Source organism: Microbacterium aoyamense, from assembly GCF_023155855.1.
GTDB classification, from domain to species: domain Bacteria; phylum Actinomycetota; class Actinomycetes; order Actinomycetales; family Microbacteriaceae; genus Microbacterium; species Microbacterium aoyamense.
In genome coordinates this window covers 291,101-313,599 of sequence record NZ_JAKNUT010000001.1, presented here as the reverse complement: position 1 = coordinate 313,599, position 22,499 = coordinate 291,101, and the positions used below count along the sequence as shown (strand labels likewise).

Below are 22,499 nucleotides of genomic sequence, written 5' to 3'. Positions count from 1 at the left end.
GATCAGTTGAGGACGAACGTCACCGTCCTCGTGTTGCCGGCGACGTCGTGGACGACGAGCTCGTTCGACCCACGGACCGCGCCGAAGACGCCGGGCGCGACGAAGTTGACGTCGGACCACGCGTTGTCCGAGAGGTCTTTCGTCACGCCGTTGAGCACGACCCTGTCGATCCGGCCCGCGTCGAACAGCTTGAAGCTGACGCGATCGTACGTGCTGCCGGTCGGGACGGTGAACTCCGCGCCGTCCTTCACGGTCGCGGTGGGCGCCGTGGCGTCGACGGTGAACGCGAAGGTGCCGGTCTTCGCGATGTTGCCCGCGAGATCCTGCGCGTTGTATTTGACGGTGTACGACCCGTCGGGCAGGGTCACCGTCGCCGAATGCGAGCCGGCGACGGCGCCGCCGACGGCCGTCTGGGTGCTCTTGACGAGCACGCCGTCGCGATAGATGTTCGCGACTATGCGCTGCAGGCCGCGGTCGTCCGTCGCATCCACCTGCACCGACAGCGAGGCGAACGGCCCGGCGGTCGCCGGCGACACGAGGGTCGCGACCGGCCTCGTCGTGTCGGGCGTCGGAGTGTAGACGTCGCCACGGAAGAACGGCCGGGCGAACGTCTCGATCTCGTATTCGATATAGTCCCGCGACGCGGTCTCGTCGATGACACGGACGCGCTCGTTCATCGCGGCGGCGGAGGTGTCGGGCCACACGCCCGTGCGCACGCGCTCATCGACGACCTCGACGGCCGACACGTAGGTCTCCGTCGAGAAGGCGCAGTGACCCGCGGTGTCGACGACGGTCGTGCGCACAAGGTCGGCCTTGCCGTTGCGCTCGGCCTCTTCGACGTACGAGCTGATCGTGACGAGCTGGGTCGTCGCGTCGCCGAGAGCCTGATTGAAGAGGATCGGGCGGTCGGGGTCGGCGGTGTGCCCGCCACGACGGTCCACCTCGGCGACGGCCGCGGGGTCGGCCACGATACGGGGGGCGGCGTTCAGGGCGCGGAGCTCCGCATCCAGATCCAGCCCTGCACGGTCGTACATGTCGCGCACGACCTGCTGGAACTCCGGACGGACGAGGCTGAACACCGCGGCGTAGTCCACGCCGTCGTTCCAGTTGAACACTCCGCCCGCCGCCTGCTCGTACTCGCGGCGCACGCCCAGACGGCTGCTGAACTGGCCCGTCAGCGTCTGGAACATCGCGGCCTGCACGGCGTCGCTGTCGGCGGGGTCGGGGACGGGCTGGGTGGACGAGCTGCGCACGGGAAGCTGGCCGAGGCTGTGGGCGAGCGCGATCCTCGCCTTGCCCTCGGGCGTCGCCTGGGCGGTCTGGAGCACGCCGGTCCAGGCGCTCACCAGCGCGGAGTACGCTGCGGCGTCGGTCGGGATGTCGACGATGGCGAGATCCTGAGCGCCCAAGAGCTGTTGGGCGGCGAACGCGGCGTCGAGCTTGCTGTTGTACGACGGGATGTAGCCCGGCACCGTGCACTGCGCGATCGCGCCGTCGATCTCGTCGGGATACGTCTCCATCAGAACCGCCGCCGTCACGCCGCCGCGCGACCTCCCGTTCGAGAGGACGTACTCCGGCTCGCCGAACTCGGCCGCGAAGATGTCGCGCACGGTCAGCAGGTCGGCGGAGATCGCGGGGGCGTCCCCGGCGCCGGAGCGCTCGACCCCGGCTCCCGCGAAGCCGCGCTCGTACAGCGCCTGGTAGCGCTCCTGCGACGTGTTGAAGTCGAGGTCGAGCAGCAGGGTGCCGTTCCAGTCGTTGGGCAGCACCGCCGTGTAGGGCGTTCCGTTGGGCAGGAGTCCCTCGATCGTGGTGAGCTCCAGCTCGGCCGCTGCGGGAGCGGCGACACCGACGAGCGATGTGGCGACTCCGAGGCCCAGCACGGCGGCGACGGCCGCTGGTGCGGGGCGCCGTCCACCGCGCGTGTCGCGGTGGACTCGGCTGCGGCGGCTTTCAGGGATCGTTCGTTCATTCATGACTGCTGGACCTCCACGTCCGCATTCCGGAAAGATATACTCCCTTAAAGTAGAGAGTAGACAGAGATGCTCGCCGCGTAAAGGCTCGTCACCAGGCGCCGCGAACCGCGGAGTGAGGAGTGGCGAAGATGCCCGAATCGGCGGGACTCGTCATCCGCAGTCCACACCTGCAGCCCCTCGAGCTCTTCCCGGTCCGCTTCACCGGCGATGGGGCGAATGCGGCACCGTCACTGGTCGTCTCGGGCGTCCCCGCGGGCGCGACGGAACTCGCGATCGTCATGGATGACCCCGATGCACCCTTACCGCACGGCTTCACGCACTGGCTGCTTTACGGAGTCCCCGCCCTCGACCGGGCGGTCGATCTCGATGACCCCTCAGTGCGGGTAGGGCCGAACACGATGGGCGAGCGCGCATACATCGGGCCCATGCCCCCGCGTGGCCACGGGCGGCACCACTACTTCTTCCAGGTGTACGCGCTCAGCGAGACGGTCGACGGCGAGCCGTCACGCGAGGAGTTCCTCGCGCGGTATGCAGCGAGTGTCATCGAGCAGAGCAGGTTCGTGGCCTACTACGAGCGCTTCCGACACGAGGATCCGGCGATGACGACGGATGCCTGACGCCGCGGCCGCGTTCGTCAGCCCGCCCGGTGGGTGGCTGTGGCGACCGCTGGTGGGAATCGGCCTGGGGCAGCTGGCCCTGGGGATCGCCCGACCGGCTTTCTCGTATGCGGCGCTCGACCTCGGGGCGGACGCTCTCATGGTCGGCGTGCTCGTCGCCGCGGCTGCCGTCATGCCCGTTCTGATCGCCATCCCGCTCGGCACGATCGTCGGCCGGCTCACGCACATCGCGATCATCCCCGTGGCCTCAGCTCTGCTGCTCGCGGCGAGCTTCGTGCTGGCGGCGATGACGCGCGACCTGTGGGCGCTCGTGCTGGCCAGTGCCCTGATGGGTGCGGCGCACCTCGGACTCGCCCTGGGAGGCCAGGGGTGGATCTCGCGTTCGGCGCCCGCCCATCTCTACAACAGTGGTTTCGGATGGATGTCGGCGGCGGCCTCTCTCGGTCAGACGATCGGCCCTGTCCTCTCGGGCATCGTCGTCGGACCCGTGGCGACGACCCGGGAGGGCATCTCCGCGGCCTTCTGGATCGCCGCGGGTGTCGCCGTCGTCCTCGCGGGGGTCTTCACCAGTTCGGCGGCACGTCACTACTCGGCATCCGACCCCGGGGAGCCGACCTCCGCTCTGGCCGTGATCCGAGCACCCGGCGTCCTGCGCTACGTCTTCGTCAGCGCGGCCGTCCTGACGGCCGTGGATCTGCTGACCGCCTACCTGCCGGTCGTCGGTCAGAACATCGGGCTCACGCCGTTCATGGTCGGTCTTCTGCTGGGTGTGCGCGGCACGACGTCCATGATCTCGCGGATGTTCATGGGCCTGCTGTCACGGCGATGGTCGTCGTCGGACCTGCTGCTGTGGAGCACGGCCGGCTCGGCGGCGGCTCTCATCGCGACAGCGACGTCGAGTCTGCCTGTCGTCCTGTTCGCCGCCATGGTGATCGGCGGCTTCTTCCTCGGGATCGGGCAACCCCTGAGCATCACGGTGATCATCGCCGCGCTACCTCCGCGCGCGCGATCCCGGGCACTCGGCGTGCGGATGCTCGGCAATCAGGTCGCGCAGGTGGCGGTGCCCGTTGTCGCCGGTGTGCTGGCGATCGCAGCCGGACCGGCCGTGGTGTTCCTCGCTCAGGCAGCCGGACTGCTTGCAGCGAGCGGGTGGGAGCTCAGCGCGCGGAAGCGGGGTTCGGCCTGAAGCATGCGGCGGGTGATGGCGGCGCGAGGACGCAAGATAGTATACTCTATCTTCAGGCGCCGTACGGTGGCCAAAGAGACGAAGGAGTCGGATGTCGGTCCCGTTCGTACGCTATTCACCTCCGGCGACGCGCGCACTGTGGGGCGACGGTGCGCTGAGCGAGCTGTCGCGCGAGCTCGATCGCATGGATCTGCGTCGGATCGTGATGGTCTGCAGTCGCTCTGTCGCTGCGCGGGACGATGTGATGGCGATCGTTGAGGGCCAGCTCGGTGCGCGGCTCGTCGGGACCTTCACGGGTGTGCGGGAGCACAGTCCCGTTCCGCAGGTGCAGGCGGCGGCGGAGTTGCTTCAGACCACTGAAGCCGATGGCGTCGTGGCCATCGGCGGCGGATCCGCCGTCGTGACGGCGCGCGCAGCGACGATCCTCTCCGCCGAGGGGCGCGGGGTGCGTGAGCTCGCCACCCACCGGGACGCCACCGGCCGCATGGTGAGCCCGCGGCTCAACGCGCCGAAGCTGCCGAATATCGTGCTCGCCACGACTCCGACGACCGCCTACGCGAAGGCGGGGGCAGCGGTCCGCGACCCCGAGACCCGCGAGCGTCTCGCTCTGTTCGACCCGAAGGCACGCGCGCAGCTCGTCGTGTTCGACCCCGCCCTCGCCGCGACGGCACCGTCGCGGCTCGTCTCGTCGGCGAGCCTCAACGTCCTGTCGATGGCGATCGACGGCATGCAGTCCGTGGCCGACAATCCGCTGGCCGAAGCCCTGCTCGCGCAGGGTCTGCGCGAGGTGATCGACCACCTCCCGGTGGTGAAGGACGAGGGCGAAGACGATCTCGCGCGGATCCGGCTCATGCTCGCGGCGCTGCTGATCGGCCAGGGCAGCGACTCGGCGGGAGCGGGTATCGCGCAGGCGCTGTCGCACGCGCTCGGTCCGATGTCGGATGCCGCGAACGGCACGGTCGAGGCGATGCTGCTGCCGCACACAGCGACGTTCAACACCGATGTCACAGGAGCCAGCCAGCGCCGGATCGCGGATGTCTTCGCGGTCGACGGCCAGTCTCCGGAGAGCCTCCCGGCGCTGACTGCGCGCTTCCTGCGCTCCGCCGGCGTGCCCGATCGACTGAGAGACGTCGGCATCGCGCGGGACGATCTCGCGGTGGCGGTCGACCACGCCTTTGAGGACTGGTCGCTCACGCGGGTGCCGAAGCGTCCGGACCGCGCCGACCTCGTCGGCATCCTGGATGCGGCGTGGTGAGCCGAACAACGGCACGACCGATGGCCGGCACGAGAGGAAGCAAGCGATCATGACCGATGTGGGAGAAGCAACGATGACCGACCGGGCCGGTGCATCCCTGCGCGCGCGGATGCTGATCGACGGCGAGTGGGTCGACAGCAGCGACGGCGCCGTGCTGCCGACATTCGACCCCGGCACCGGCGAAGTGGTGGCGCATGTGCCGAGCGCCACGCCGGAGGACGTCGATCGCGCCGTCGCCGCAGCGCGAGCCGCGTTCGACGAGTCCCGATGGATGCGGCTCCCGGCCTCGTCGCGCGGCGCGGTGCTCTGGCGGATCGCGGATCGGATGATCACGCGCGCCGAAGAGCTCGGCGAACTCGAGAGCCGCAACATGGGCATCCCAGTGCCGCAGGCGCGGGCGATGGTCCGAGAGGCCGCCGCGCAGTTCCATTACTACGCGGGCTGGGCCGACAAGATCCACGGCCGCACTCTCGACCTCGGTCCCGCCGAACGGCGGATTCAGGGGTATACGCTGCGGGAGCCGATCGGGGTCGCGGCTCTCATCGTTCCGTGGAACGCGCCGCTGATCTCGGCGGCGAAGAAGCTGGCCCCGGCACTCGCCGCCGGGTGCACGTGCGTGCTCAAGCCGGCAGCCGAGACGCCGCTGACGGCTCTCGAACTCGGACGGATCATGACCGAGGCCGGGGTTCCCGCCGGTGTCGTGAACATCGTCACCGGGGTGGGCGAGATCGTCGGGAGCCGTCTCGCGGAGCATCCCGACGTCGACACCGTGGGGTTCACGGGATCCACCGAAGTGGGGCGCAGCATCATCCATGCGGCGACCGGCAATCTCAAGACGCTCTCGTTGGAGCTCGGGGGAAAGTCGCCGGTCATCGTGATGGATGACGCGGACCTCGATCTGGCGATCCCCGAGGTCGCCGCCGCTGTCTTCTGGAACACGGGGCAGGTCTGCGCTGCCGGCACACGACTGTTCGTCCACGACGCAGTCTACGAACGGGTCGTCGAAGGCGTGGCGGCGCAAGGGCGAGCACTGAAAGTCGGCTACGGCGCCGATCCGGGCGTCGACATCGGACCCCTCATATCGGAGCGGCAGCTCGAGCGGGTGAGCGCCTACGTCGAGGCAGGACGGGGCGACGGCGCGACGATCTACAGCGGCGGCTCGCGCATCGGCGACGACGGCTACTTCTTCGAGCCGACGGTGATCGTCGACGTCGATCAGTCGATGAGCGTCATGCGTGAGGAGATCTTCGGACCCGTTCTCGGCGTCATGCGGTTCTCGGACACTGACGAAGCCGTCCGACTCGCGAACGACAGCTCGTACGGGCTGGCGTCGAGCGTCTGGAGTCGTGACGGAGCCGTCGCGCATTCGATCGCGAGGCGTCTGCGCGCCGGGCGCGTCGGGATCAATGTTCATCGCGCGGGCGGCGTCTACATGCCCGCCGGCGGATACCGGCAGTCGGGATGGGGGCGCGAGAACGGCGAAGAGGCGCTGTCGAACTACCTCGAGACCAAGTCCGTCGTCGCTGCGCTGTGAATCGTCACTCCTCGACGAACCGGATCGACTCGTCGAGCGATGCGCGATTCGTGCGGTACGCGTTGACGGGATGCTCTGCAGCGGCGTACCCGAATCCGATCCCTAGCAGCACCTTCTGGTCGGCAGGGATCTCGAAGTGCTCACGGATGAAGCCGGCCGCATACGCGAAGGCCCCCTGCGGCACGGCCGCGATGCCGAGCGACTGCGCTGCGAGCAGCAGGCAGCCGGTGTATACGCCGGTGTCAACCGCGCCATAGGTCCCCTGCTCGGCGGCGGTAGTCACGATCGCGATGTGAGGCGCTCCGAAGGACTCCCAGTTGCGGAACACCTGCGCGGCGCGTGCTTCGCGATCGCCATAGGCGATGCCCAAGGCGTCGTAGAGCTGACGGCCGCTCTCACGACGACGCTCGCGATAGACGCCTGTGTAGTCGCGTGGTGTGTCGAAGTCGACGGGACGGGACGGCCCAATGGCTCGGATGTGCGCGACGAGGCCCTCCCGGAACCTCGTCGTCGCATCGCCGGAGGTGACGATCACGTGCCACGGCTGAGTGTTGCACCATGAGGGAGCGAGCTGGGCGAGCGTGAACATCCGCTCCATCACTTCGCTCGGCACGGACCCGTCCTCGAAGGCACGACAGCTCCATCGCTCACGCAGAAGGGCTTCCAGCGCGACGGAATGGTCTTCGATGCCTCGCTGCATCGGCTGAGTTGAGTTCACGGTGCTCCTCCAGGCTGCGGCACCAGTATACTATCTACACGCAAAGTCGCAGGAGACGCCAGACCCGACGGGTGCGGGTGTCGGAGAGGCACGTTCAATGATGATCGGATTCATCGGGCTGGGCGCCATGGGGGCGCGAATGGTCCACAATCTCGTCGACGCGGATCTGGAGGTCGTGATTCACGACCTCGATCGCGGTCGCGGCTACGCGTTCGAAGAACGCGGCGCGACCTGGGCTGAGTCGACCGACGAGCTCGGGCGGCAGTGCGATGTGGTCTTCACCTCGCTTCCCGGACCGCAGCAGATGCGCGAGGTCGCGTTCGATGACCGCGGTCTGCTGTCGAGTCTGCGGTCGGGCGCCGCGTGGTTCGACCTGACGACGAATGCGCCGTCCACCGTGCGAGAGGTGTCCGCCGCCGCGCTCGAGCGCGGCATCCACGTGCTCGATGCCCCTGTGAGCGGGCGACCGGACGGAGCTCGTACCGGCAAGCTCGCGATCTACGTGGGAGGCGATGCGGCCGTGTTCGAGAGCTTCAAGCCGCTCCTGGACAAGATGGGCGATCGGGTCATGTACGTCGGCGAGGTGGGAGCCGGCAACACGGCCAAGCTCATGCACAACGCCGCGAGCATCAGCATTCGCGCGACGATCGCGGAAGTCATGAGCCTGGGCGTGAAGGCGGGGATGTCGCCCGACACTCTCTGGAGCGCTTTGCGGCAGGGCGCGATCGGGAGAGCGCGCACGTTCGACTCGATCGGCCGACGCTACCTGCAGGAGGCGTACGAACCGCCCTCGTTCGCACTGGCGCTCGCCGACAAGGACCTTCGCCTCGCCCTCGAATTGGCCGACGAGCTGGACGTCCCCATGAGTATCGCCCGTGCGGCGCAGGCAGACTACCGCGAGGCTCGGGAACGTGGATGGGGCGACCGCGACTCGCAGTCGTCGCTCGCGCTCCAGAACGAGAGGGCGGGCGTCGAGATCCGTCTCACTGACGATCAGGTCGAACGCATCCTGGCGGAGGGATGACGATGAACGACGCAGAGAGCGATATCCACGTGGAGAGCACCGGCCGCCGCGTGCTCCGAGAGCTGATGGGCGAAGAGTACCTGCGGGTGAAGGACAGCCGTCGGAACGACTTCAACGATGTACTCCAGGACTACGCCGAGGACGTCTGCTTCGGCCGCGTGTGGGGGAGGGACGGCATCGATCGCAAGCAGCGGAGCATCCTCAACATCGCCATCCTCACTGCGCTCAACCGCACGGGTCCGCTGAAGAACCACGTCGAGGGTGCCTTGAACAACGGATGCACCCCCGACGAGATCAAGGAGGTCCTGCTCCACACCGCCGTGTACTGCGGCCTGCCCGCGGCCACCGAGTCGTTCCGCGTGGCGGAGGACGTTCTGCGCGAACGCGGACTTCTGGAGTGAGCGACGTCGACCCCGGGGTCGAAGTCTTGACAGAGTAAATAGTCTACTATCTATACTAGCGAAGCACCCTAGAAGGGTCTTCACTCGGAATCGGACAGAGAGGTCCATGACGATATGCACTCCCGCAACAGCAGCAAGACGTTTCGCATCGCTTTCGCAACGCTCGCAGCCGGCACGCTCGTCGTGCTGTCGGCGTGTAGCTCGAGCAGCCCTGAGCCGACCGAAGGTTCGTCGGAGGTCGAGTTCCCCGCAGCGACCGGCTCCGGAGCCCCGGTCGTTCTCGACGACGCCCAGTGGGAGGCGCTCGTGGAGGCTGCCAACGCCGAGGGCGAGCTCATCGTCTACTCGTCGCCCCCGGGAACCGAGGAGACGTTCGCGCAGTTCTCGGAGGAATACCCCGACATCAACGTGACTGTCGTCCGTGAGCCCACGAGTGACCTCATCGCCCGCATGGACCAGGAGATCGCCGCGGGCGTCGCAGGCGCGGACGTCACGTGGCACTCGCAGCCCGCATGGGCGGCGGGCCAAGCGGAGGCCGGTGCTCTCAACGCGCTTCAGCTGGCTCCCGAGACTGCGGACGCCGGGTGGAGCGATTTCTCAGTCGGTGACTACTACCTGCAGGTGATGGCGAACCCGTACCTCCTCGGCTGGAACACGCAGATCGGTGAGCCCGTCGACAACATCGAAGACCTCATCGAGACGGCTGGCACGACGCCCGTAGGCATCGCCGAGCCGATCTCGCAGAACGGCATGTTCCAGCTCGAGACGTGGATGGACGCCTACGGCGGCGAGGATTTCCTCGAGGAGCTGTCGGCACTGAACCACACGGTGATCCGGTCGACCACGCCTCTTGCACAGAGCCTTGCGGCGGGAGAGGTCGGCTATGTCATCCTCATGCAGCCGGGTCTCCTCGACCAGCTGAAGGAGGAGGGTGCGCCGGTCGAGCAGATCGTTCCGGACGATGGCCACGTCACGGGCTTCGCGTATGGCCCGATGACCCTCGCAGGAGCCGACCATCCGGCCGCGGCCCAGGTGTTCGTGAACTGGCTCATGTCGCAGCCGACGCAGCAACTCATGGTCGACGAGCACGGACCGATGTCGGCGCCCGTCATTCTCGACGGGACCGAAGGGGCGCTTGGCTGGGACGAGGTCGAGCCGGTCAACGACGCGGACTGGCCGCAAGAGCGACGCGACGAGTTCCGCGCCGTGTGGGACACCTACTTCCAGCCCGGACAGTGAGAGACGCCAGGCTGCGAGAGCAGTTCGCGATGAGAGGAATGAGCCAAACATGACATCTTCGACCATCGAAGTGGAGGCTGCCCTCGGCGGTCTGCGAACTGCTCTCGAAGCCGGCGGATACGGATTGAGCGTCGACGAGGTCCGGGATGACGGGACGGTGCAGCTCGCCATCACGGCAGGACCGGATGCGTGCGAAGACTGCGTGATGCCGGACGACATGCTCGTGCTCATGGCCGGTCGCGCACTCGTGGAACGCGGCCTTCCGACAGGCGAAGTGCGACTGCGCAAGGACTGGGTCAAGTGATGACGTCCGAGGCTGGCGTCCAGATGCTGAACCCAGTGCCGCCGCTGCGCAACGCCGCGGGTGACCTCGGCGCGCAACGCGTGCCGAGCCTCTCGGGCAAGCGGGTGGGGCTCCTCTACAACGGCAAGCCGGGTGGAGAGCACATCCTCGCGGGCGTGCGCGCGGCGCTGGCGGCGCAGTACGAAGACATCCAGTTCGACTACCGCGCCAAGCCACACGCGGGCGTCGGCGCCCCCTTCCTGGATGAGCTTCCCGGCAAGTGGGACGTGGCAGTGGTGGCGGTCGGCGACTGCGGATCGTGCTCGTCCTATGCGATCCACGACGGGACCGAACTCGAGAAGCGAGGCATCCCCTCCGTCGTCTTCGTGAGCGCGCCTTTCACCGAGATGAGTCGCCTATGGGCGCGGCAGCTCGACGTCCCAAATCTGGGGATCATCGAGGTCGCGCACCCGCTGGCGCATCTGCCCGCAACGGTGCTCGCCGATGAGTGGGGCGCTCCTCGAGCGGATGAAGTGGTTGAGCTCCTGGCGGTGGGCAAGTGACCGTGGCAGCCGACACGATGCTCGACGTCTCGGGCGATCCCACCGACCTCGCACGTGAACTCGCGGAGCGCCGCATCGGCGACGGCCTGCCAGTCGTCGTGGCGACGCCCGAGCGCGTCGACCGCATGCTGGCGGGCACGACCCGTGGCCCGGACGAAGTGCTCGGATACATGCCCCCGATCCAGGGGCTGGTCACGCCTCGCTACATCGCCGTGAACGGCGTCCTCGCGGGCTGCTCGCCAGAGCACATGCCCGTGCTCCTCGCGATCGCCGAGGCCCTGATGGCGCCGGAGTACAACCTCTTCGCCATCCAGCCGACGACCAACCCCGTGACGCCGCTAGTGATGGTCCACGGTCCGATCCGCGAACGCCTCGGAATGAACTGGGGAGCGGGATGCTTCGGGCCGGGCAACTACGCGAATGCGGTGATCGGGCGCGCCGTGCGATTCCTGCTGCAGAATCTCGGCGGCGGGATACCGGGCAAGACCGATCAGGCCACGCACGGCTGGCCCGGCAAGTACAGCTTCTGCGCGGCCGAGAACCAAGCCCAGACTCCGTGGGAGCCGTACCACGTGCGCGTCGGACTGGATGCCGAGGACAGCGCCGTCACGCTCTTCGCGGTGCAGGCTCAGCACAACATCATCGACGTCACCGGTCAGAACGGCTACGAGGCGCTGAACGTCATCGGCCGGGGCATGGCGGCCGTCGGCTCGAACAACCACACGATGGGCGGCGAAGCGCTCGTCGTGCTGTGTCCCGAGCAGGCGAAGCAGATCGCCGACAGCGGACTCGGACCGAAGGAAGCCGCCGAGATCCTCTTCGAGCACGCGCGCATCGACATGCGCGGAATGCCCACCCCCTTCCAGGAGCTCATCGCTACGCGCCGCCCTGATTGGGTCGACATGAGCAGGCTTCCGATCGTCGACCGCCCTGAAGACATCCAGATCATCGTGGCGGGAGGACCCGGGGTTCACGCCCTCTACATGGCCTCGTTCGCATTGACGAAGGCCGTCACCCGACGCATCGATTGAGACCGTCATCTCGGTCCATCATCGTGTCCCACCGAAGCGACTCAAGGAGGCCATCGTGCGCCGTGTGATCATCATCGGCTCAGGGCCGGCAGGACTCACCGCCGCGATCTACGCGGCGCGAGCCAACCTCGAGCCGATCGTCGTCGCCAGCTCCGTGGACGCCGGCGGTGAACTGATGAACACCACCGACGTCGAGAACTTCCCGGGGTTCCCGGAAGGCGTCATGGGCCCCGAGCTCATGGCGGGCATTCGAGCTCAGGCACTGCGCTTCGGTGCCGAGATCATCGACGACGACGCTGTGGGCCTCGAGGTCGACGGGATCGCCAAGCGCGTGACGCTCGGCTCCCGACGGACGATCGAAGCCGACTCCCTCATCTTCGCCACGGGATCCGCACCGCGCAAGCTGGGGGTTCCGGGAGAGCAGGAGCTGTCGGGGCGCGGCGTGTCGTACTGCGCGACGTGCGACGGCTTCTTCTTCCGCGATCGCGTGATCGCAGTGGTCGGTGGGGGCGACTCGGCGATGGAGGAGGCGATCTTCCTCACCAAGTTCGCGACCAGGGTCTACGTGATCCATCGCCGGTCGGGCCTGCGCGCATCCAAGATCATGCAGGACCGCGCCTTCCGCAACGACAAGATCGAGTTCATCTGGAACTCGGCCGTCAGGGAGGTCGTCGGCGAGGATGCCGTCCGGGGTGTCGTCCTCGAGGACACCGTCGACGGTGTCGTGCGCGAGTTGGCGCTCGACGGAGTGTTCGTCGCCGTCGGCAACGACCCGCGTACCCACCTCGTCCACGGCAAGCTCGCGCTGACGCCTGAAGGCACGGTGTTCGTCGACGGGCGGTCGTCGCGTACCTCGGTGTCGGGCGTGTTCGCGGCAGGTGACATCATCGATCCGACGTACCGCCAGGCGGTCACGGCCGCCGCGAGCGGCGCCGCCGCGGCGATGGATGTCGAGCACTACCTCGCGAGCCTCGATGAGACGATCGGGATCCTGGCGGAGTCCCAGGCGCACGAGGAGGTCCTCGCAGAGGAAGCGGCCGAAAGCGGACGGACGATCGTCCACAACACCGACGCCGCGTCATGGCAGAGGGACGTGCTCGACGCCGATCTGCCCGTCCTGGTCGACTTCTGGGCGCCGTGGTGTGGTCCGTGCAAGGCGATGTCGCCAGTGCTCGACGAGATCGCCGCGGCCCACGGCGGCAGACTCCGTGTCGTGAAGGTCAACGTCGATGAGAACATCGAAATCGCGATGACGCATCAGATCACCTCGGTGCCGATGATGAAGGTGTTCCGCCGAGGTGCTGCCGAGTCGTCGATCGTCGGCGCCCGATCGCGCAGTGCCCTCGAGCAGGAGCTCGAGGGATATCTCGCGTGAAGTGCCGTCGCGGAGCCGCTCGATGATCATCGACTCTCAGGTGCACGCGTACGAGGCGAACACCTCGCAGCGCCCATGGCGCAACGATCCTGATTGGCCGCCGCACGTCACCGGTGCCGAGATGCTCGCCGCGATGGACGACGTCGGGGTGGATGGAGCGATTCTGGTGTCGCCGTTCATCCTGTACGGCTACGACGCCGGGTACGCGGTCGAGATCGGTGCCGAGTTTCCCGATCGATTCGCCCTCGTGAAGATGATCGACAGCGCCGACCCCGCGGTGGAGGATGACATCGCCCTGTGGAAGGAGACACCGGGAACGGTCGGAATACGCGTGCGCATCGACGATCGGGTCTCCACCCGTCCGGACGATCCCGGCGTCGCGGCGGCCATGCGCGCGGCCGCTCGTCACGATCTTGCGGTGAACGTGCTGTGCGGGGGCAGGGTGGATGACGCGATCGCGCTCGTCGATCGGCATCCCGAGACGCGCTTCGTCATCGACCACCTGGGGATCGATCAGCACTTCCCGGTATCGGCGACGCCCTGGCGACAGCTGGACGGCGTGCTCGAGCTGGGCAGGCGTGTCAACGCGATGATCAAAGTCAGCGGCGCATGCGTGCTCTCGAAGCACCCCTTTCCCTATCCCGATATCTGGGGACCGCTCGGGCGCGTCTTCGACGCGTGGGGAGTGGAACGCTGTCTGTGGGGAACCGACTGGACCCGCACCGCCAAGAACGTGTCGTACGCCCAGGCGACCATCCCGTTCCTGCTGACCGACCGTCTGACGGAGGACGAGCGGGCCAAGCTGATGGGTGGTGCATGCGCTGCCGCATACGGATGGGCGCCGAGCCCGGCGTCGAGTGAGAGGGCGAGGAGTCGATGACTGTTGCTGCGGGTCTGCTGCGTGGAGACGGGATCGGCCCCGAGATCGTCGATGCGGCCGTCGCCGTCATGGATGCGGCGGGCGCCGACATCGAGTGGGTCACGCTACCCGCGGGTGAAGAGGCGTTCACGAACACCGGCAGCGCGGTCCCGGATGATACGGCTGAGGCTCTGCGGTCGCTCGGGGTCGCATTGAAAGCGCCCTACACGACACCCCTCACCGGCTATACGAGCCCGAGCTGGGGGATCCGTGAAGCAATCGAGGCGTACGCGAACGTGCGGACGGTGCAGTACTTCGCCCACCCTGGCGCTCGGTATCCGGGCCTGAATCTCACCCTCGTCCGCGACCAGACCGAGGATCTCAGCCGCAGCGTCTCCCAGCGCAGTTCGGACGGCGATGTCGGGATCGGGCTCAAGATCATCTCGCGACATGCCTCCGAACGCGTCGCGCGATTCGCCATGCAGTGGGCCGTCGACAAGGGCGATGCGCGGGTCACGGTGGGTCACATCGCCACCGGCCAGCGTGCGACCGACGGGCTGTTCCTCGAGTCGGCGATGGATGTCGCGCCCGATTTCCCCGGCGTCTCGGTCGACGAGGAGATCCTCGACGGTCTGATGACGCACCTGATCCAGGACCCGTCGTCGTACCGCATCCTTCTACTCGAGAGTGTGTACGGCGGCATCATGTGCGGAGTGATGGCAGGGCTCGCCGGCACCGTCGGAGTCATGCCGGGTGCGATCGTCGGACCACACGGTGCGGTGTTCGAGGCAGGCCACGGGAGTGCACCGAAGTACGCCGGAACGGGGCGGGCGAATCCGGCGGGCATGATCCTCTCGGGCGCTATGCTGTTGGATCACGTGGGCCAGCGTGACGCCGGTGATCGGGTCCGGGCCGCCGTTGCCGCCACGATAGCGCAGGGCGACGTGGTCACCCGCGACCTCGGCGGAACCGCGACGACGAGCGAGTTCGCCGCGCGATGCGGCGAACTCGCGTCCTGACCACTCGCGAAGGCAGCCCGGCGAGGCGGCGCCGACGTCAGATGATCTTCGCGCTGCGGAGCGCGTCGATCCGCTCGCCTTCATAGCCGAGCTCATCGCGGAGGATCGCCTCGGTGTCGCTGCCCAGCGCACCGGGGCGGGTGGGCTCGACCATGGGGGAGTCCGACAGCCTGACGGGGCTTGCCCAGGTGTGCCAGTTGCCGTTCTCGGTCTTCGTCGTGCGCAGCATGTTGCGATGCACGAAGTGGGGATCCTCGAGCAGTTCCGGCAGGGTGATGACCGGTGCCACCGGGATGCCTTCGGCCTGAAGGAGGGAGAAGATGGTCTCCTTCGGCAGTCCGCGCGCCCAATCGCTGACGATCTCATCGACGAGGTCGATATGCGCGGCGCGTCCCGACATGTCGTGCAGGAGCGGATCGTGCGCGCGGGGATCTGCCATGATCTCGCGGAGGGAGTCCCAGTGCGCTTGTGACGGGCAAAGGATCGTCACCCATCCGTTGCTCGCCTCGTAGGCGTTGTACGGCGCCACAGCCAGTGCGCCGTGCCGGTTGCCCGTGCGCTCGGGTGAACCGCGGTCGCTCAGGAGCGCGGCGATGTTGGACGACAGCGCGGGCACGATCGCATCCTGCAGCGCGACCTCCACGTGCTGCCCCTCCCCGGTGTGCTCACGCTGGAAGAGAGCGGCGAGGATTCCCACCGCGAGGTGCGTCCCGCCCATGAGATCGACGACCGACGGTCCCGTCCGCACCGGCTCACCGTCCATGAAGCCCGTCGTGCTCATGATGGCCGCACGCGCCTGGATGGTGAGATCCATCGCCGTGTCGTTCGCGTACGGACCTGTGGAGCCGAAGCCGGAACCGGACGCGAGGATGATGCGCGGATTGACGCCGTGGAGCACGTCGTAGCCGAGCCCCATTCGATCGAGCGCCCCGGGGGCCAGGTTCTGCACGATCACATCGCTGTCGGCTACGAGCGCGAGGAAGACCTCGCGGCCCTCCGGAGCGCGCAGGTCGAGCTTCATGAGCTTCTTCCCGCCGTTCATGAGGTCGAACTGCACAGAGTTGCCGGAGCCGGTGGTCGTCGGGAGGTGACGGTAGGGATCACCCTTCGGCGACTCGATCTTGATGACATCGGCGCCCATGCGGGCCAGCAGAAGGCTGCTGTACGGCGCCATGTAGAACTGCCCGACGCAGAGAACTCGAACGCCTTGAAGAGCCGACATGAAACCTCCATTGGTCATGCGTCGCGTCGTTGTCGACCACGTTAGTAGAGAGTATACGATAGCATTCGACTCGTGGCCCGCAAGAGTCATGAGTGCTTGACATCGCGAATAGTCTACTATCTACTATTCAGACGACAGTACGTCTCGCTACATAGACGTAGGGATGGACAGAGAGGTCCAATGCATCATGCAACCGACGCCGCGCCGAACAACCATTCGTGCTCGCATCGACGCGCCGGCTCGTGCCAGCCAGCGCTATCTGCTCCGCCCCTGACCCGGAATCGTTCGCGATAGACCCCGAGGACCACAGGATTGGGACCGACGATGAATGTCACACCAGGCGTACTCCTCCGCGACGAGGATTACGCGAACACCGCGACCGGGACGCTGGCCGCCGCGAGGACAGGCCGCGGAGGCAGACGCCCTGAACGCCCCCGATCCAAGTGGGTGCCGAAGGCGAGCGTCCTGTGGTACGTGATCGCCGCGCTCGCCGTGCTGGCCGTCGTCCTCCCCGTTGCGCTGTTCTACGCCCAGGCCTTCCAAGACGGAGGGCGGGCAATACAGGACATGCTCGCTCTTCCGCGCTTCGGCCAGACCCTCTTCACGACCATCGCGCTCGCCTTCGGATCGACGGTGATCGCCGTGGTCGTCGCCGTGGCCATGGCGGTGCTCGTGCAGCGAGTACCCGCTCGCTACCGCGGGATCGCGGCGATGATCCCGCTCCTTCCCCTCATCGTTCCGCAGGTCGCACTGATCATCGGGTGGGTCTTCATCTTCGCCCCGACCGTCGGGTACGGGAACACGCTGCTGCGTCAACTGCCGTTCTTCTCCGGGCTGACCGAGGGCCCGCTCAACGTGTACTCGACAGAGGCCATCATCATCATCACGGGTCTCGACCTCGCGGGCATCGCCTACACGATGGTCAGTGCGCGGTTCCAGGAGATCCGCGGCTCACTCGAGGCGGCAGCGCGATTGTCCGGAGCGTCGCGCTTCACCGCCTTCCGGACGATCACGCTTCCGCTGCTGCGACCCGCTCTGCTCGCGGGCGCCGTCACGACCTTCCTGCTCGGGCTGGGCCAGTTCACGGCACCGCTGCTTCTTGGTGGGCGAGCGGGCATCGACGTCCTCACGACCGAGATCTTCCGGGTACGTGAGAACTTCCCGATCGACTACCCGCTCACGGCTGCGATCGGCCTCCCGCTGATCGCGATCGGCATCATCTCGATCGTCTTCCAGCGAGTGTCGCTCGGGGATCAGCGTCGGTACGCGTCGCAAGGCTCGATCGGGGGCGTCCCGTCGCAGGAGACCTCGATCTGGGCGTTCGTCGCGATCGTGGCCTACGCGCTCGTCACTATCGCGCTCCCGCTCATCGGGCTCGGCCTCGTCGCGTTCTCGCGATTCTGGAACGGGGACCTCGGTCAGATACAGTTCACCCTCGACCACGTGATCGACGGCCTCACCGATCCGCAGCTGCTCTCCGCCGTGCAGAACACGGTCGTGTTCTCGCTCGGGGCGATCCTCGTCGCGATCCCCCTCGGCTTCATCGGCGCGATGGCGATGACCGCGGCGTTCCGAGCGCCCCGATTCGCCCAGTACGCACTCGATCTCGCGTTCGTGACGCCGCTCGCCGTGCCCCGCGCAGTACTGGGCATCGCCGTGATGTTCATCTTCCTTCAGCCGCCCTTCAATCTGTTCGGAAGTCCCTGGCTTTTCGTCATCGGCTACATCTACATCGTGCTCCCGTTCGCCCTGCGCGCTCAGCATTCGAGCCTGCTCGGAGTGGATCCGCGATTGTACGAAGCGGCCAGAGTGTCGGGGGCCGGCTACTTCCGGACACTCTTCGGCATCGCGCTCCCACTCGCGCGTCGAGGAGTCGCCGCGGCCGCGACGGTGATGTTCATCCTGCTCTCGCACGACTTCGCGGTCTCGGTGATGCTGCGCACACCCCGAGTCCACGTGATGGGCACTCTGCTCTACGACACCTGGACCACAGGCGTCTACCCCGAGGTCGCCGTGCTGGCGCTTGTGATCACCGCGGTGACCGGTGTCGGCGTGGCTCTCACGCTGCTGGTCGGCGGACGGAACGCATTGGAGAAGCTGTGATGACGACTGACGTGACCATCGCAAACGAGATCGAGAGGACGCGGGACATGGCATCGTCCGAGGTGAGGCCCGAGACCGGTGAAGCGCCCATTGAGGCGAGCGTCGAGGACCTGAGCAAGAGCTTCATCAGCAAGCGACGAGACGTCCACGCGGTGCGCAGCATCGATTTGAGCATCAGGAAGGGCGAGTACGTCGTCGTTCTCGGACCCAGCGGCTGCGGCAAGTCGACGCTCATGCGGTGCGTCGCCGGTCTCGAGCGACCGACCGGCGGCCGCGTCCGGCTCCACGGACGCACGGTTTTCGATCAGTCTGCCGGCGTCGACGTGAAGCCCGAGGCGCGCAACGTCGGCATGGTCTTCCAGAACTATGCGCTCTGGCCGCACATGTCGGTCGAGGCGAATGTCGCCTACCCGCTGAAGCGGCGCGGAGTGCGGGGGCAGGAGCGCACGCAGCGTGTCGCTGAAGTCCTCGAGACCGTCGAGTGCTCGCCTCTCGCGAAGCGGTTGCCGGCCGAGCTGAGCGGTGGGCAACAGCAGCGGGTCGCGCTCGCGCGGGCGCTCGCCTCACGTCCGTCGCTCATGCTCCTCGACGAGCCGTTGAGCAACCTCGATGCGCTTCTGCGGGTGAGCCTCCGCTCCGAACTCCTACGACTGCACCGCGAGTTGGGCTTCACGGCGCTGCACATCACCCACGATCAGGCGGAGGCCCTCGAGATGGGCGACCGAGTCGTGCTGATGCGGGAGGGTGAGATCGAGCAGTCCGGCACCCCGGACGAGGTCTACACGCGTCCGGCATCACCGTACGCGGCGACCTTTCTAGGCGTGCGGAACAAGCTCACCGCCACGCTCAAGAACGGCCAGATCACGCACGACGGCGGCTGGGTCGGCGGGGTCGACGACGTCGTGGGCGCGGCGGACGGATCGTCGGTCCGAGTGTTCGCGCGTCCCCGTGATGTCCGAGTCGTGCCCGCGACCCCCATAGCTGAGCGTGCGTCCCACGGCGACGTCGAGATCGAAGGTCGCGTCGCGCAGATCGTGCTCTCGGAAGGCGGGACGCATCAGTTCATCGTCGAAGTCGGTGAGACCCAGTGGTTCGCCGAGCAGGGCGATGTCTCGGACGTCCGGCTGGGGGACGAGGTCATCCTCTCGGTACCTCGCGCCAGCGTGCTCTTCTACGACACCGAGGGAAGTCTGCTCTCGACCGCCGGAGTGGGCGCGAGATGACGACTTCGGATCGCGCATCGGGCACGACGGGCCTGCCGCTCGCCGGCATCCGCGTCCTCGACTTCACCCACGCAGCGGCAGGACCCTACGCGACCATGTTCCTCGCGGACCTCGGCGCCGAGGTGATCAAGGTCGAGAAGCCGCGCCGCGGCGACGGAGCGCGCTACATGGGCGCGCCCATGCTCGGGCCGCTCGAGAGCGATTACTTCGTCGCCATCAACCGAGGCAAGCGGGACGTGACCCTCGATTTGCGATCCGAACGCGGCCAGGAGGCGGCGCGACGACTCGCGGAGAACTGCGACATCGTCCTGCAGAACTTCAGACCCGGTGTGATGGACCGGCTCGGGCTCGGCTTCGACGACTTGAGCGCACGACGACCGGGGATCATCTATGGATCGATCTCGGCCTTCGGTACCGAGGGGCCATGGCGCGACCGACCGGCCAACGACATCATCCTGCAGTCCGTCAGTGGTCTGATGGGCGTCACGGGAGAAGTCGGCGGTGGACCCGTGCGTATGGGCACCCCGGTGAGCGACTACTCGGCCGGACTGTTCTGCCTCGTCGGTGTGCTCGCGGCGCTCCACGCGCGGGATGAGCATCCGGAGGGCCAGCACATAAAGATCTCCATGATCGACGCGAGCGTCGCGTTGCTGGCGAACTACATCCCTGCGGTCGTCGGGAAGGGCCACCAGATCCCCCGACTCGGACGCGGTCATGCTCAGATCGTGCCGTACCAGGCGCTCGAGTGCAGCGATGGCAGCTTCATCATGATCGGGGCGTTCACCAACGGGTTCTGGAGGAGCCTATGCGTCGCGATCGGACGCGAGGAGTGGATCGATGACGAGAGGTTCGCGACGAACGCCGCACGCGTGCAGAACCGTGACGTGCTCATCCCCGCCCTCGCTGAGATCATCCGGACGCGGACTCGTGAGGAGTGGCAGGACACCCTGGATGTCGCCGACGTGCCCAACTCCCCGGTGCTCGAGCTCCACGAGACGCTGGAGCTGGAGCAGGTCAAGGTCAACGGCACGGTGCAGTGGGTCGGAGAGGGGGACTCCGCCGTCCCGACGGCACGCAATCCCGTGCGGTCTGCGGCGTGGCCCGACGGGGCACCGTCTAGTCCACCGCGACTGGGGGAGCACTCGGTCGAGATCCTGCGCGAACTCGGCGGCTTCAGCGAGGACGACATCGGCGTCCTTATCGCGGAAGGCATCACTGACACGCCCATGACGCGAGCGACGCGGGGCTGAACGGATTTCCTATACTTTAGATTCAGTCCGCTAGGCAAAGGAAGGGGGCACCGTGGCCTCTGACAGCCGAAGCAAGCGACCCGAGACCCTGGTCTCGTACGCGATACATCGGGTCCGGACGGAGATCGCCGACGGCACGATCAAGCCGGGAGCGCGCCTGTCTCCGCATCAGTTGGCACCCGAGTACGGCCTGTCGCATATACCGATGCGCGAGGCGCTCGCTTCTCTTGCGGCAACGGGTCATGTCGTGCACAAGCAGAGCCAGGGCTACTTCGCGCGCCAGCTCTCCGGGCCTGACCTCGAAGACATCTACCACTGGCGCGAGGTGCTCGAGCCCGAGGCGTACATCCTGGCGGCGCCCAACCTCACTGACGAGGACTTCGAAGAGCTTCGCGGACTCATCGCGCAGATGAGCGAGCTCACCGGACCGAGCCAGCGGTTCGAGTACCTCGAGCTCAACCGCGCGTTTCACTTCGTAATCTTCCGACGAGCCGGATCCGACCGACTGCTCCGCTTCCTCACGTACCTGTGGGATTCTGTCGAGCCGTATGGCACCCGTGGCTCGGTCGGCATGCAGTCGAGCGAGAAGAGTCACGCCGAGCACATCGAGATGATGCCGATCATCGAGAGTCGAGATCCTGAGGGAATCGTCGCGGCGATGAACTCCCACCGCAGGCTCGGGACGGCTCACGTCGCAGCCTGGCTCGACGAGCAGGGCTGACCCGACGATGTCCGCGGTGTGGTGGCGCGTGCGGATCGGTGAGTATACTTTATTCTATCGATCGTCAGTCGACATCGAGGTAGCCCCAATGAAGGAGCGCTGACCCATGCCCGAGACCCGTTCCGCGGAGTTGATCCGCACCGAGATCCATGAGCGCGTCGCGATCGTCACGCTCACGAACGAACGTCGGAAGAACTCCCTGACGGTGGCCATGGTCGAAGAGTTCATCGATGCTCTGAACGAGATCGAGGCAGACCAGACGATGGGTGCCGTCATCGTCACCGGTGCAGGGGATGCCTTCTGCGCCGGTGCCGACCTGCGGCATCTCGTGGGTGCAGCCGGACCCGACGAGCAGGCCGAGGAGAGTCTCCGATCGATCTACGCGGCATTCCAGCGCCTGCACGCATGCCCTTTACCGACGATCGCCGCGGTCAACGGACCTGCGGTCGGTGCCGGCATGAATCTCGCAATGGCCTGCGACGTGATCCTGGCCAGCGAGGACGCGCTCTTCGCGACGCGATTCCTCGAGCTCGGCCTGCATCCCGGGGGCGGTCACACGTGGCTCCTGCGTCAGTTCGTCGGCGCACAAGTGGCGAACGCGCTCGTGCTGCTCGGACAGGATGTGGACGGCGCCCGCGCGAGCGAGATCGGCCTCGCGCTCGAGACCGTCGAGTCGGACCTGCTGCTGGAGCGAGCGCTAGAGCTCGGAGCGAAGGCGTGCATCGCACCTCGCGGGGTGGCGGAGCGAGCCAAGGCATCCATCCGTGAGGCAGGTGGCTTCGCGGACTACGCATCGGCGATCGAGAACGAGATCCCGAAGCAGCTCTGGTCGGCGCAGCAGGACGACTTCCAACAGCGCATCGCGGCGCGGATGTCGCCCGCCCGGCCCTGAGCATCTCG

21 protein-coding genes are annotated in these 22,499 nt (G+C 67.1%); 18 read left to right on the top strand and 3 right to left on the bottom strand.

Annotated features, from left to right (window positions below; translation table 11 throughout):
• Positions 1–2: 2 nt before the first annotated feature.
• Positions 3–1,976: a hypothetical protein gene (locus MA876_RS01920; protein WP_248145555.1), complete on the bottom strand. Its 1,974-nt coding sequence runs from the start codon at positions 1,974–1,976 to the stop codon at positions 3–5.
• A 128-nt stretch (positions 1,977–2,104) separates the two neighbouring features.
• Between MA876_RS01920 and MA876_RS01915 the strand changes: the two genes are divergently transcribed.
• From MA876_RS01915 to MA876_RS01900, 4 genes are all read left to right on the top strand, one after another.
• The gene (locus tag MA876_RS01915; protein WP_248145553.1) at positions 2,105–2,593 is read left to right on the top strand and encodes a YbhB/YbcL family Raf kinase inhibitor-like protein; all 489 of its coding nucleotides are present in this window, start codon (positions 2,105–2,107) and stop codon (positions 2,591–2,593) included.
• On the top strand, positions 2,586–3,779 hold the full coding sequence (locus MA876_RS01910; protein ID WP_248145552.1) for an MFS transporter: 1,194 nt from the start codon (positions 2,586–2,588) through the stop codon (positions 3,777–3,779). Before MA876_RS01915 ends, MA876_RS01910 begins: the two co-directional genes overlap by 8 nt.
• A gap of 91 nt (positions 3,780–3,870) precedes the next feature.
• The gene (locus MA876_RS01905; RefSeq protein ID WP_248145551.1) at positions 3,871–5,034 is read left to right on the top strand and encodes an iron-containing alcohol dehydrogenase family protein; all 1,164 of its coding nucleotides are present in this window, start codon (positions 3,871–3,873) and stop codon (positions 5,032–5,034) included.
• Between the two features lie 49 nt (positions 5,035–5,083).
• On the top strand, positions 5,084–6,568 hold the full coding sequence (locus MA876_RS01900) for an aldehyde dehydrogenase family protein (protein ID WP_248145550.1): 1,485 nt from the start codon (positions 5,084–5,086) through the stop codon (positions 6,566–6,568).
• A 4-nt stretch (positions 6,569–6,572) separates the two neighbouring features.
• On the opposite strand, the gene MA876_RS01895 is transcribed toward MA876_RS01900, so the two are convergent.
• Positions 6,573–7,286, bottom strand: coding sequence for a nitroreductase (locus MA876_RS01895; RefSeq protein WP_248145545.1), 714 nt, complete (start codon positions 7,284–7,286; stop codon positions 6,573–6,575).
• Position 7,287: 1 nt separating this feature from the next.
• Between MA876_RS01895 and MA876_RS19205 the strand changes: the two genes are divergently transcribed.
• The 9 genes from MA876_RS19205 to MA876_RS01845 all read left to right on the top strand — a co-directional run bounded on the left by MA876_RS19205 (position 7,288) and on the right by MA876_RS01845 (position 15,080).
• Positions 7,288–8,310: an NAD(P)-dependent oxidoreductase gene (locus MA876_RS19205; RefSeq protein ID WP_248145543.1), complete on the top strand. Its 1,023-nt coding sequence runs from the start codon at positions 7,288–7,290 to the stop codon at positions 8,308–8,310.
• Between the two features lie 2 nt (positions 8,311–8,312).
• Complete coding sequence (locus tag MA876_RS01885; RefSeq protein ID WP_248145534.1) at positions 8,313–8,711, top strand: carboxymuconolactone decarboxylase family protein; 399 nt, start codon at positions 8,313–8,315, stop codon at positions 8,709–8,711.
• Between the two features lie 114 nt (positions 8,712–8,825).
• Entirely contained in the window at positions 8,826–9,950 is a 1,125-nt protein-coding gene (locus tag MA876_RS01880) for an extracellular solute-binding protein (protein ID WP_248145532.1), read from the top strand.
• Positions 9,951–9,999: 49 nt separating this feature from the next.
• Positions 10,000–10,254: a hypothetical protein gene (locus MA876_RS01875; protein WP_248145530.1), complete on the top strand. Its 255-nt coding sequence runs from the start codon at positions 10,000–10,002 to the stop codon at positions 10,252–10,254.
• The gene (locus tag MA876_RS01870; protein WP_248145528.1) at positions 10,254–10,796 is read left to right on the top strand and encodes a UGSC family (seleno)protein; all 543 of its coding nucleotides are present in this window, start codon (positions 10,254–10,256) and stop codon (positions 10,794–10,796) included. The genes MA876_RS01875 and MA876_RS01870 overlap by 1 nt, the downstream gene beginning before the upstream one ends.
• On the top strand, positions 10,793–11,827 hold the full coding sequence (locus MA876_RS01865) for a hypothetical protein (protein ID WP_248145526.1): 1,035 nt from the start codon (positions 10,793–10,795) through the stop codon (positions 11,825–11,827). Before MA876_RS01870 ends, MA876_RS01865 begins: the two co-directional genes overlap by 4 nt.
• A 55-nt stretch (positions 11,828–11,882) precedes the next feature.
• The gene (trxB, locus tag MA876_RS01860) at positions 11,883–13,202 is read left to right on the top strand and encodes a thioredoxin-disulfide reductase (protein WP_372491470.1); all 1,320 of its coding nucleotides are present in this window, start codon (positions 11,883–11,885) and stop codon (positions 13,200–13,202) included.
• Between the two features lie 22 nt (positions 13,203–13,224).
• Complete coding sequence (locus MA876_RS01850; protein WP_248145524.1) at positions 13,225–14,082, top strand: amidohydrolase family protein; 858 nt, start codon at positions 13,225–13,227, stop codon at positions 14,080–14,082.
• Positions 14,079–15,080 carry an isocitrate/isopropylmalate family dehydrogenase gene (locus MA876_RS01845; protein WP_248145522.1) on the top strand — a complete coding sequence of 334 codons (1,002 nt, stop codon included), beginning with the start codon at positions 14,079–14,081 and terminating at the stop codon, positions 15,078–15,080. Before MA876_RS01850 ends, MA876_RS01845 begins: the two co-directional genes overlap by 4 nt.
• 37 nt (positions 15,081–15,117) lie before the next feature.
• Here MA876_RS01845 and MA876_RS01840 read toward each other — a convergent pair whose 3' ends face one another.
• Entirely contained in the window at positions 15,118–16,302 is a 1,185-nt protein-coding gene (locus MA876_RS01840; protein WP_248145516.1) for a CaiB/BaiF CoA transferase family protein, read from the bottom strand.
• A 447-nt stretch (positions 16,303–16,749) separates the two neighbouring features.
• Here MA876_RS01840 and MA876_RS01835 point away from each other — a divergent pair, with 447 nt between their 5' ends.
• The 5 genes from MA876_RS01835 to MA876_RS01815 all read left to right on the top strand — a co-directional run bounded on the left by MA876_RS01835 (position 16,750) and on the right by MA876_RS01815 (position 22,491).
• Positions 16,750–18,405 (top strand): ABC transporter permease, encoded by a 1,656-nt coding sequence (locus MA876_RS01835; protein ID WP_248145515.1) that lies wholly within the window; start codon positions 16,750–16,752, stop codon positions 18,403–18,405.
• Positions 18,406–18,452: 47 nt separating this feature from the next.
• Entirely contained in the window at positions 18,453–19,628 is a 1,176-nt protein-coding gene (locus MA876_RS01830; protein ID WP_248145514.1) for an ABC transporter ATP-binding protein, read from the top strand.
• Positions 19,625–20,878: a CaiB/BaiF CoA transferase family protein gene (locus MA876_RS01825; protein ID WP_248145513.1), complete on the top strand. Its 1,254-nt coding sequence runs from the start codon at positions 19,625–19,627 to the stop codon at positions 20,876–20,878. Before MA876_RS01830 ends, MA876_RS01825 begins: the two co-directional genes overlap by 4 nt.
• 52 nt (positions 20,879–20,930) lie before the next feature.
• Positions 20,931–21,599: a GntR family transcriptional regulator gene (locus MA876_RS01820; RefSeq protein WP_248145511.1), complete on the top strand. Its 669-nt coding sequence runs from the start codon at positions 20,931–20,933 to the stop codon at positions 21,597–21,599.
• Positions 21,600–21,705: 106 nt separating this feature from the next.
• Complete coding sequence (locus MA876_RS01815) at positions 21,706–22,491, top strand: enoyl-CoA hydratase-related protein (RefSeq protein WP_248145509.1); 786 nt, start codon at positions 21,706–21,708, stop codon at positions 22,489–22,491.
• Positions 22,492–22,499 lie beyond the last annotated feature (8 nt).

Bases quoted from the DNA above. Each gene is read 5' to 3' on its own strand.
- MA876_RS01920 (WP_248145555.1), bottom strand. From the start codon at position 1,976: ATGAATGAACGAACGATCCCTGAAAGCCGCCGCAGCCGAGTCCACCGC.
- MA876_RS01915 (WP_248145553.1), top strand. From the start codon at position 2,105: ATGCCCGAATCGGCGGGACTCGTCATCCGCAGTCCACACCTGCAGCCC.
- MA876_RS01910 (WP_248145552.1), top strand. From the start codon at position 2,586: ATGCCTGACGCCGCGGCCGCGTTCGTCAGCCCGCCCGGTGGGTGGCTG.
- MA876_RS01905 (WP_248145551.1), top strand. From the start codon at position 3,871: ATGTCGGTCCCGTTCGTACGCTATTCACCTCCGGCGACGCGCGCACTG.
- MA876_RS01900 (WP_248145550.1), top strand. From the start codon at position 5,084: ATGACCGATGTGGGAGAAGCAACGATGACCGACCGGGCCGGTGCATCC.
- MA876_RS01885 (WP_248145534.1), top strand. From the start codon at position 8,313: ATGAACGACGCAGAGAGCGATATCCACGTGGAGAGCACCGGCCGCCGC.
- MA876_RS01880 (WP_248145532.1), top strand. From the start codon at position 8,826: ATGCACTCCCGCAACAGCAGCAAGACGTTTCGCATCGCTTTCGCAACG.
- MA876_RS01875 (WP_248145530.1), top strand. From the start codon at position 10,000: ATGACATCTTCGACCATCGAAGTGGAGGCTGCCCTCGGCGGTCTGCGA.
- MA876_RS01870 (WP_248145528.1), top strand. From the start codon at position 10,254: ATGACGTCCGAGGCTGGCGTCCAGATGCTGAACCCAGTGCCGCCGCTG.
- MA876_RS01850 (WP_248145524.1), top strand. From the start codon at position 13,225: ATGATCATCGACTCTCAGGTGCACGCGTACGAGGCGAACACCTCGCAG.
- MA876_RS01845 (WP_248145522.1), top strand. From the start codon at position 14,079: ATGACTGTTGCTGCGGGTCTGCTGCGTGGAGACGGGATCGGCCCCGAG.
- MA876_RS01840 (WP_248145516.1), bottom strand. From the start codon at position 16,302: ATGTCGGCTCTTCAAGGCGTTCGAGTTCTCTGCGTCGGGCAGTTCTAC.
- MA876_RS01830 (WP_248145514.1), top strand. From the start codon at position 18,453: ATGGCATCGTCCGAGGTGAGGCCCGAGACCGGTGAAGCGCCCATTGAG.
- MA876_RS01825 (WP_248145513.1), top strand. From the start codon at position 19,625: ATGACGACTTCGGATCGCGCATCGGGCACGACGGGCCTGCCGCTCGCC.
- MA876_RS01815 (WP_248145509.1), top strand. From the start codon at position 21,706: ATGCCCGAGACCCGTTCCGCGGAGTTGATCCGCACCGAGATCCATGAG.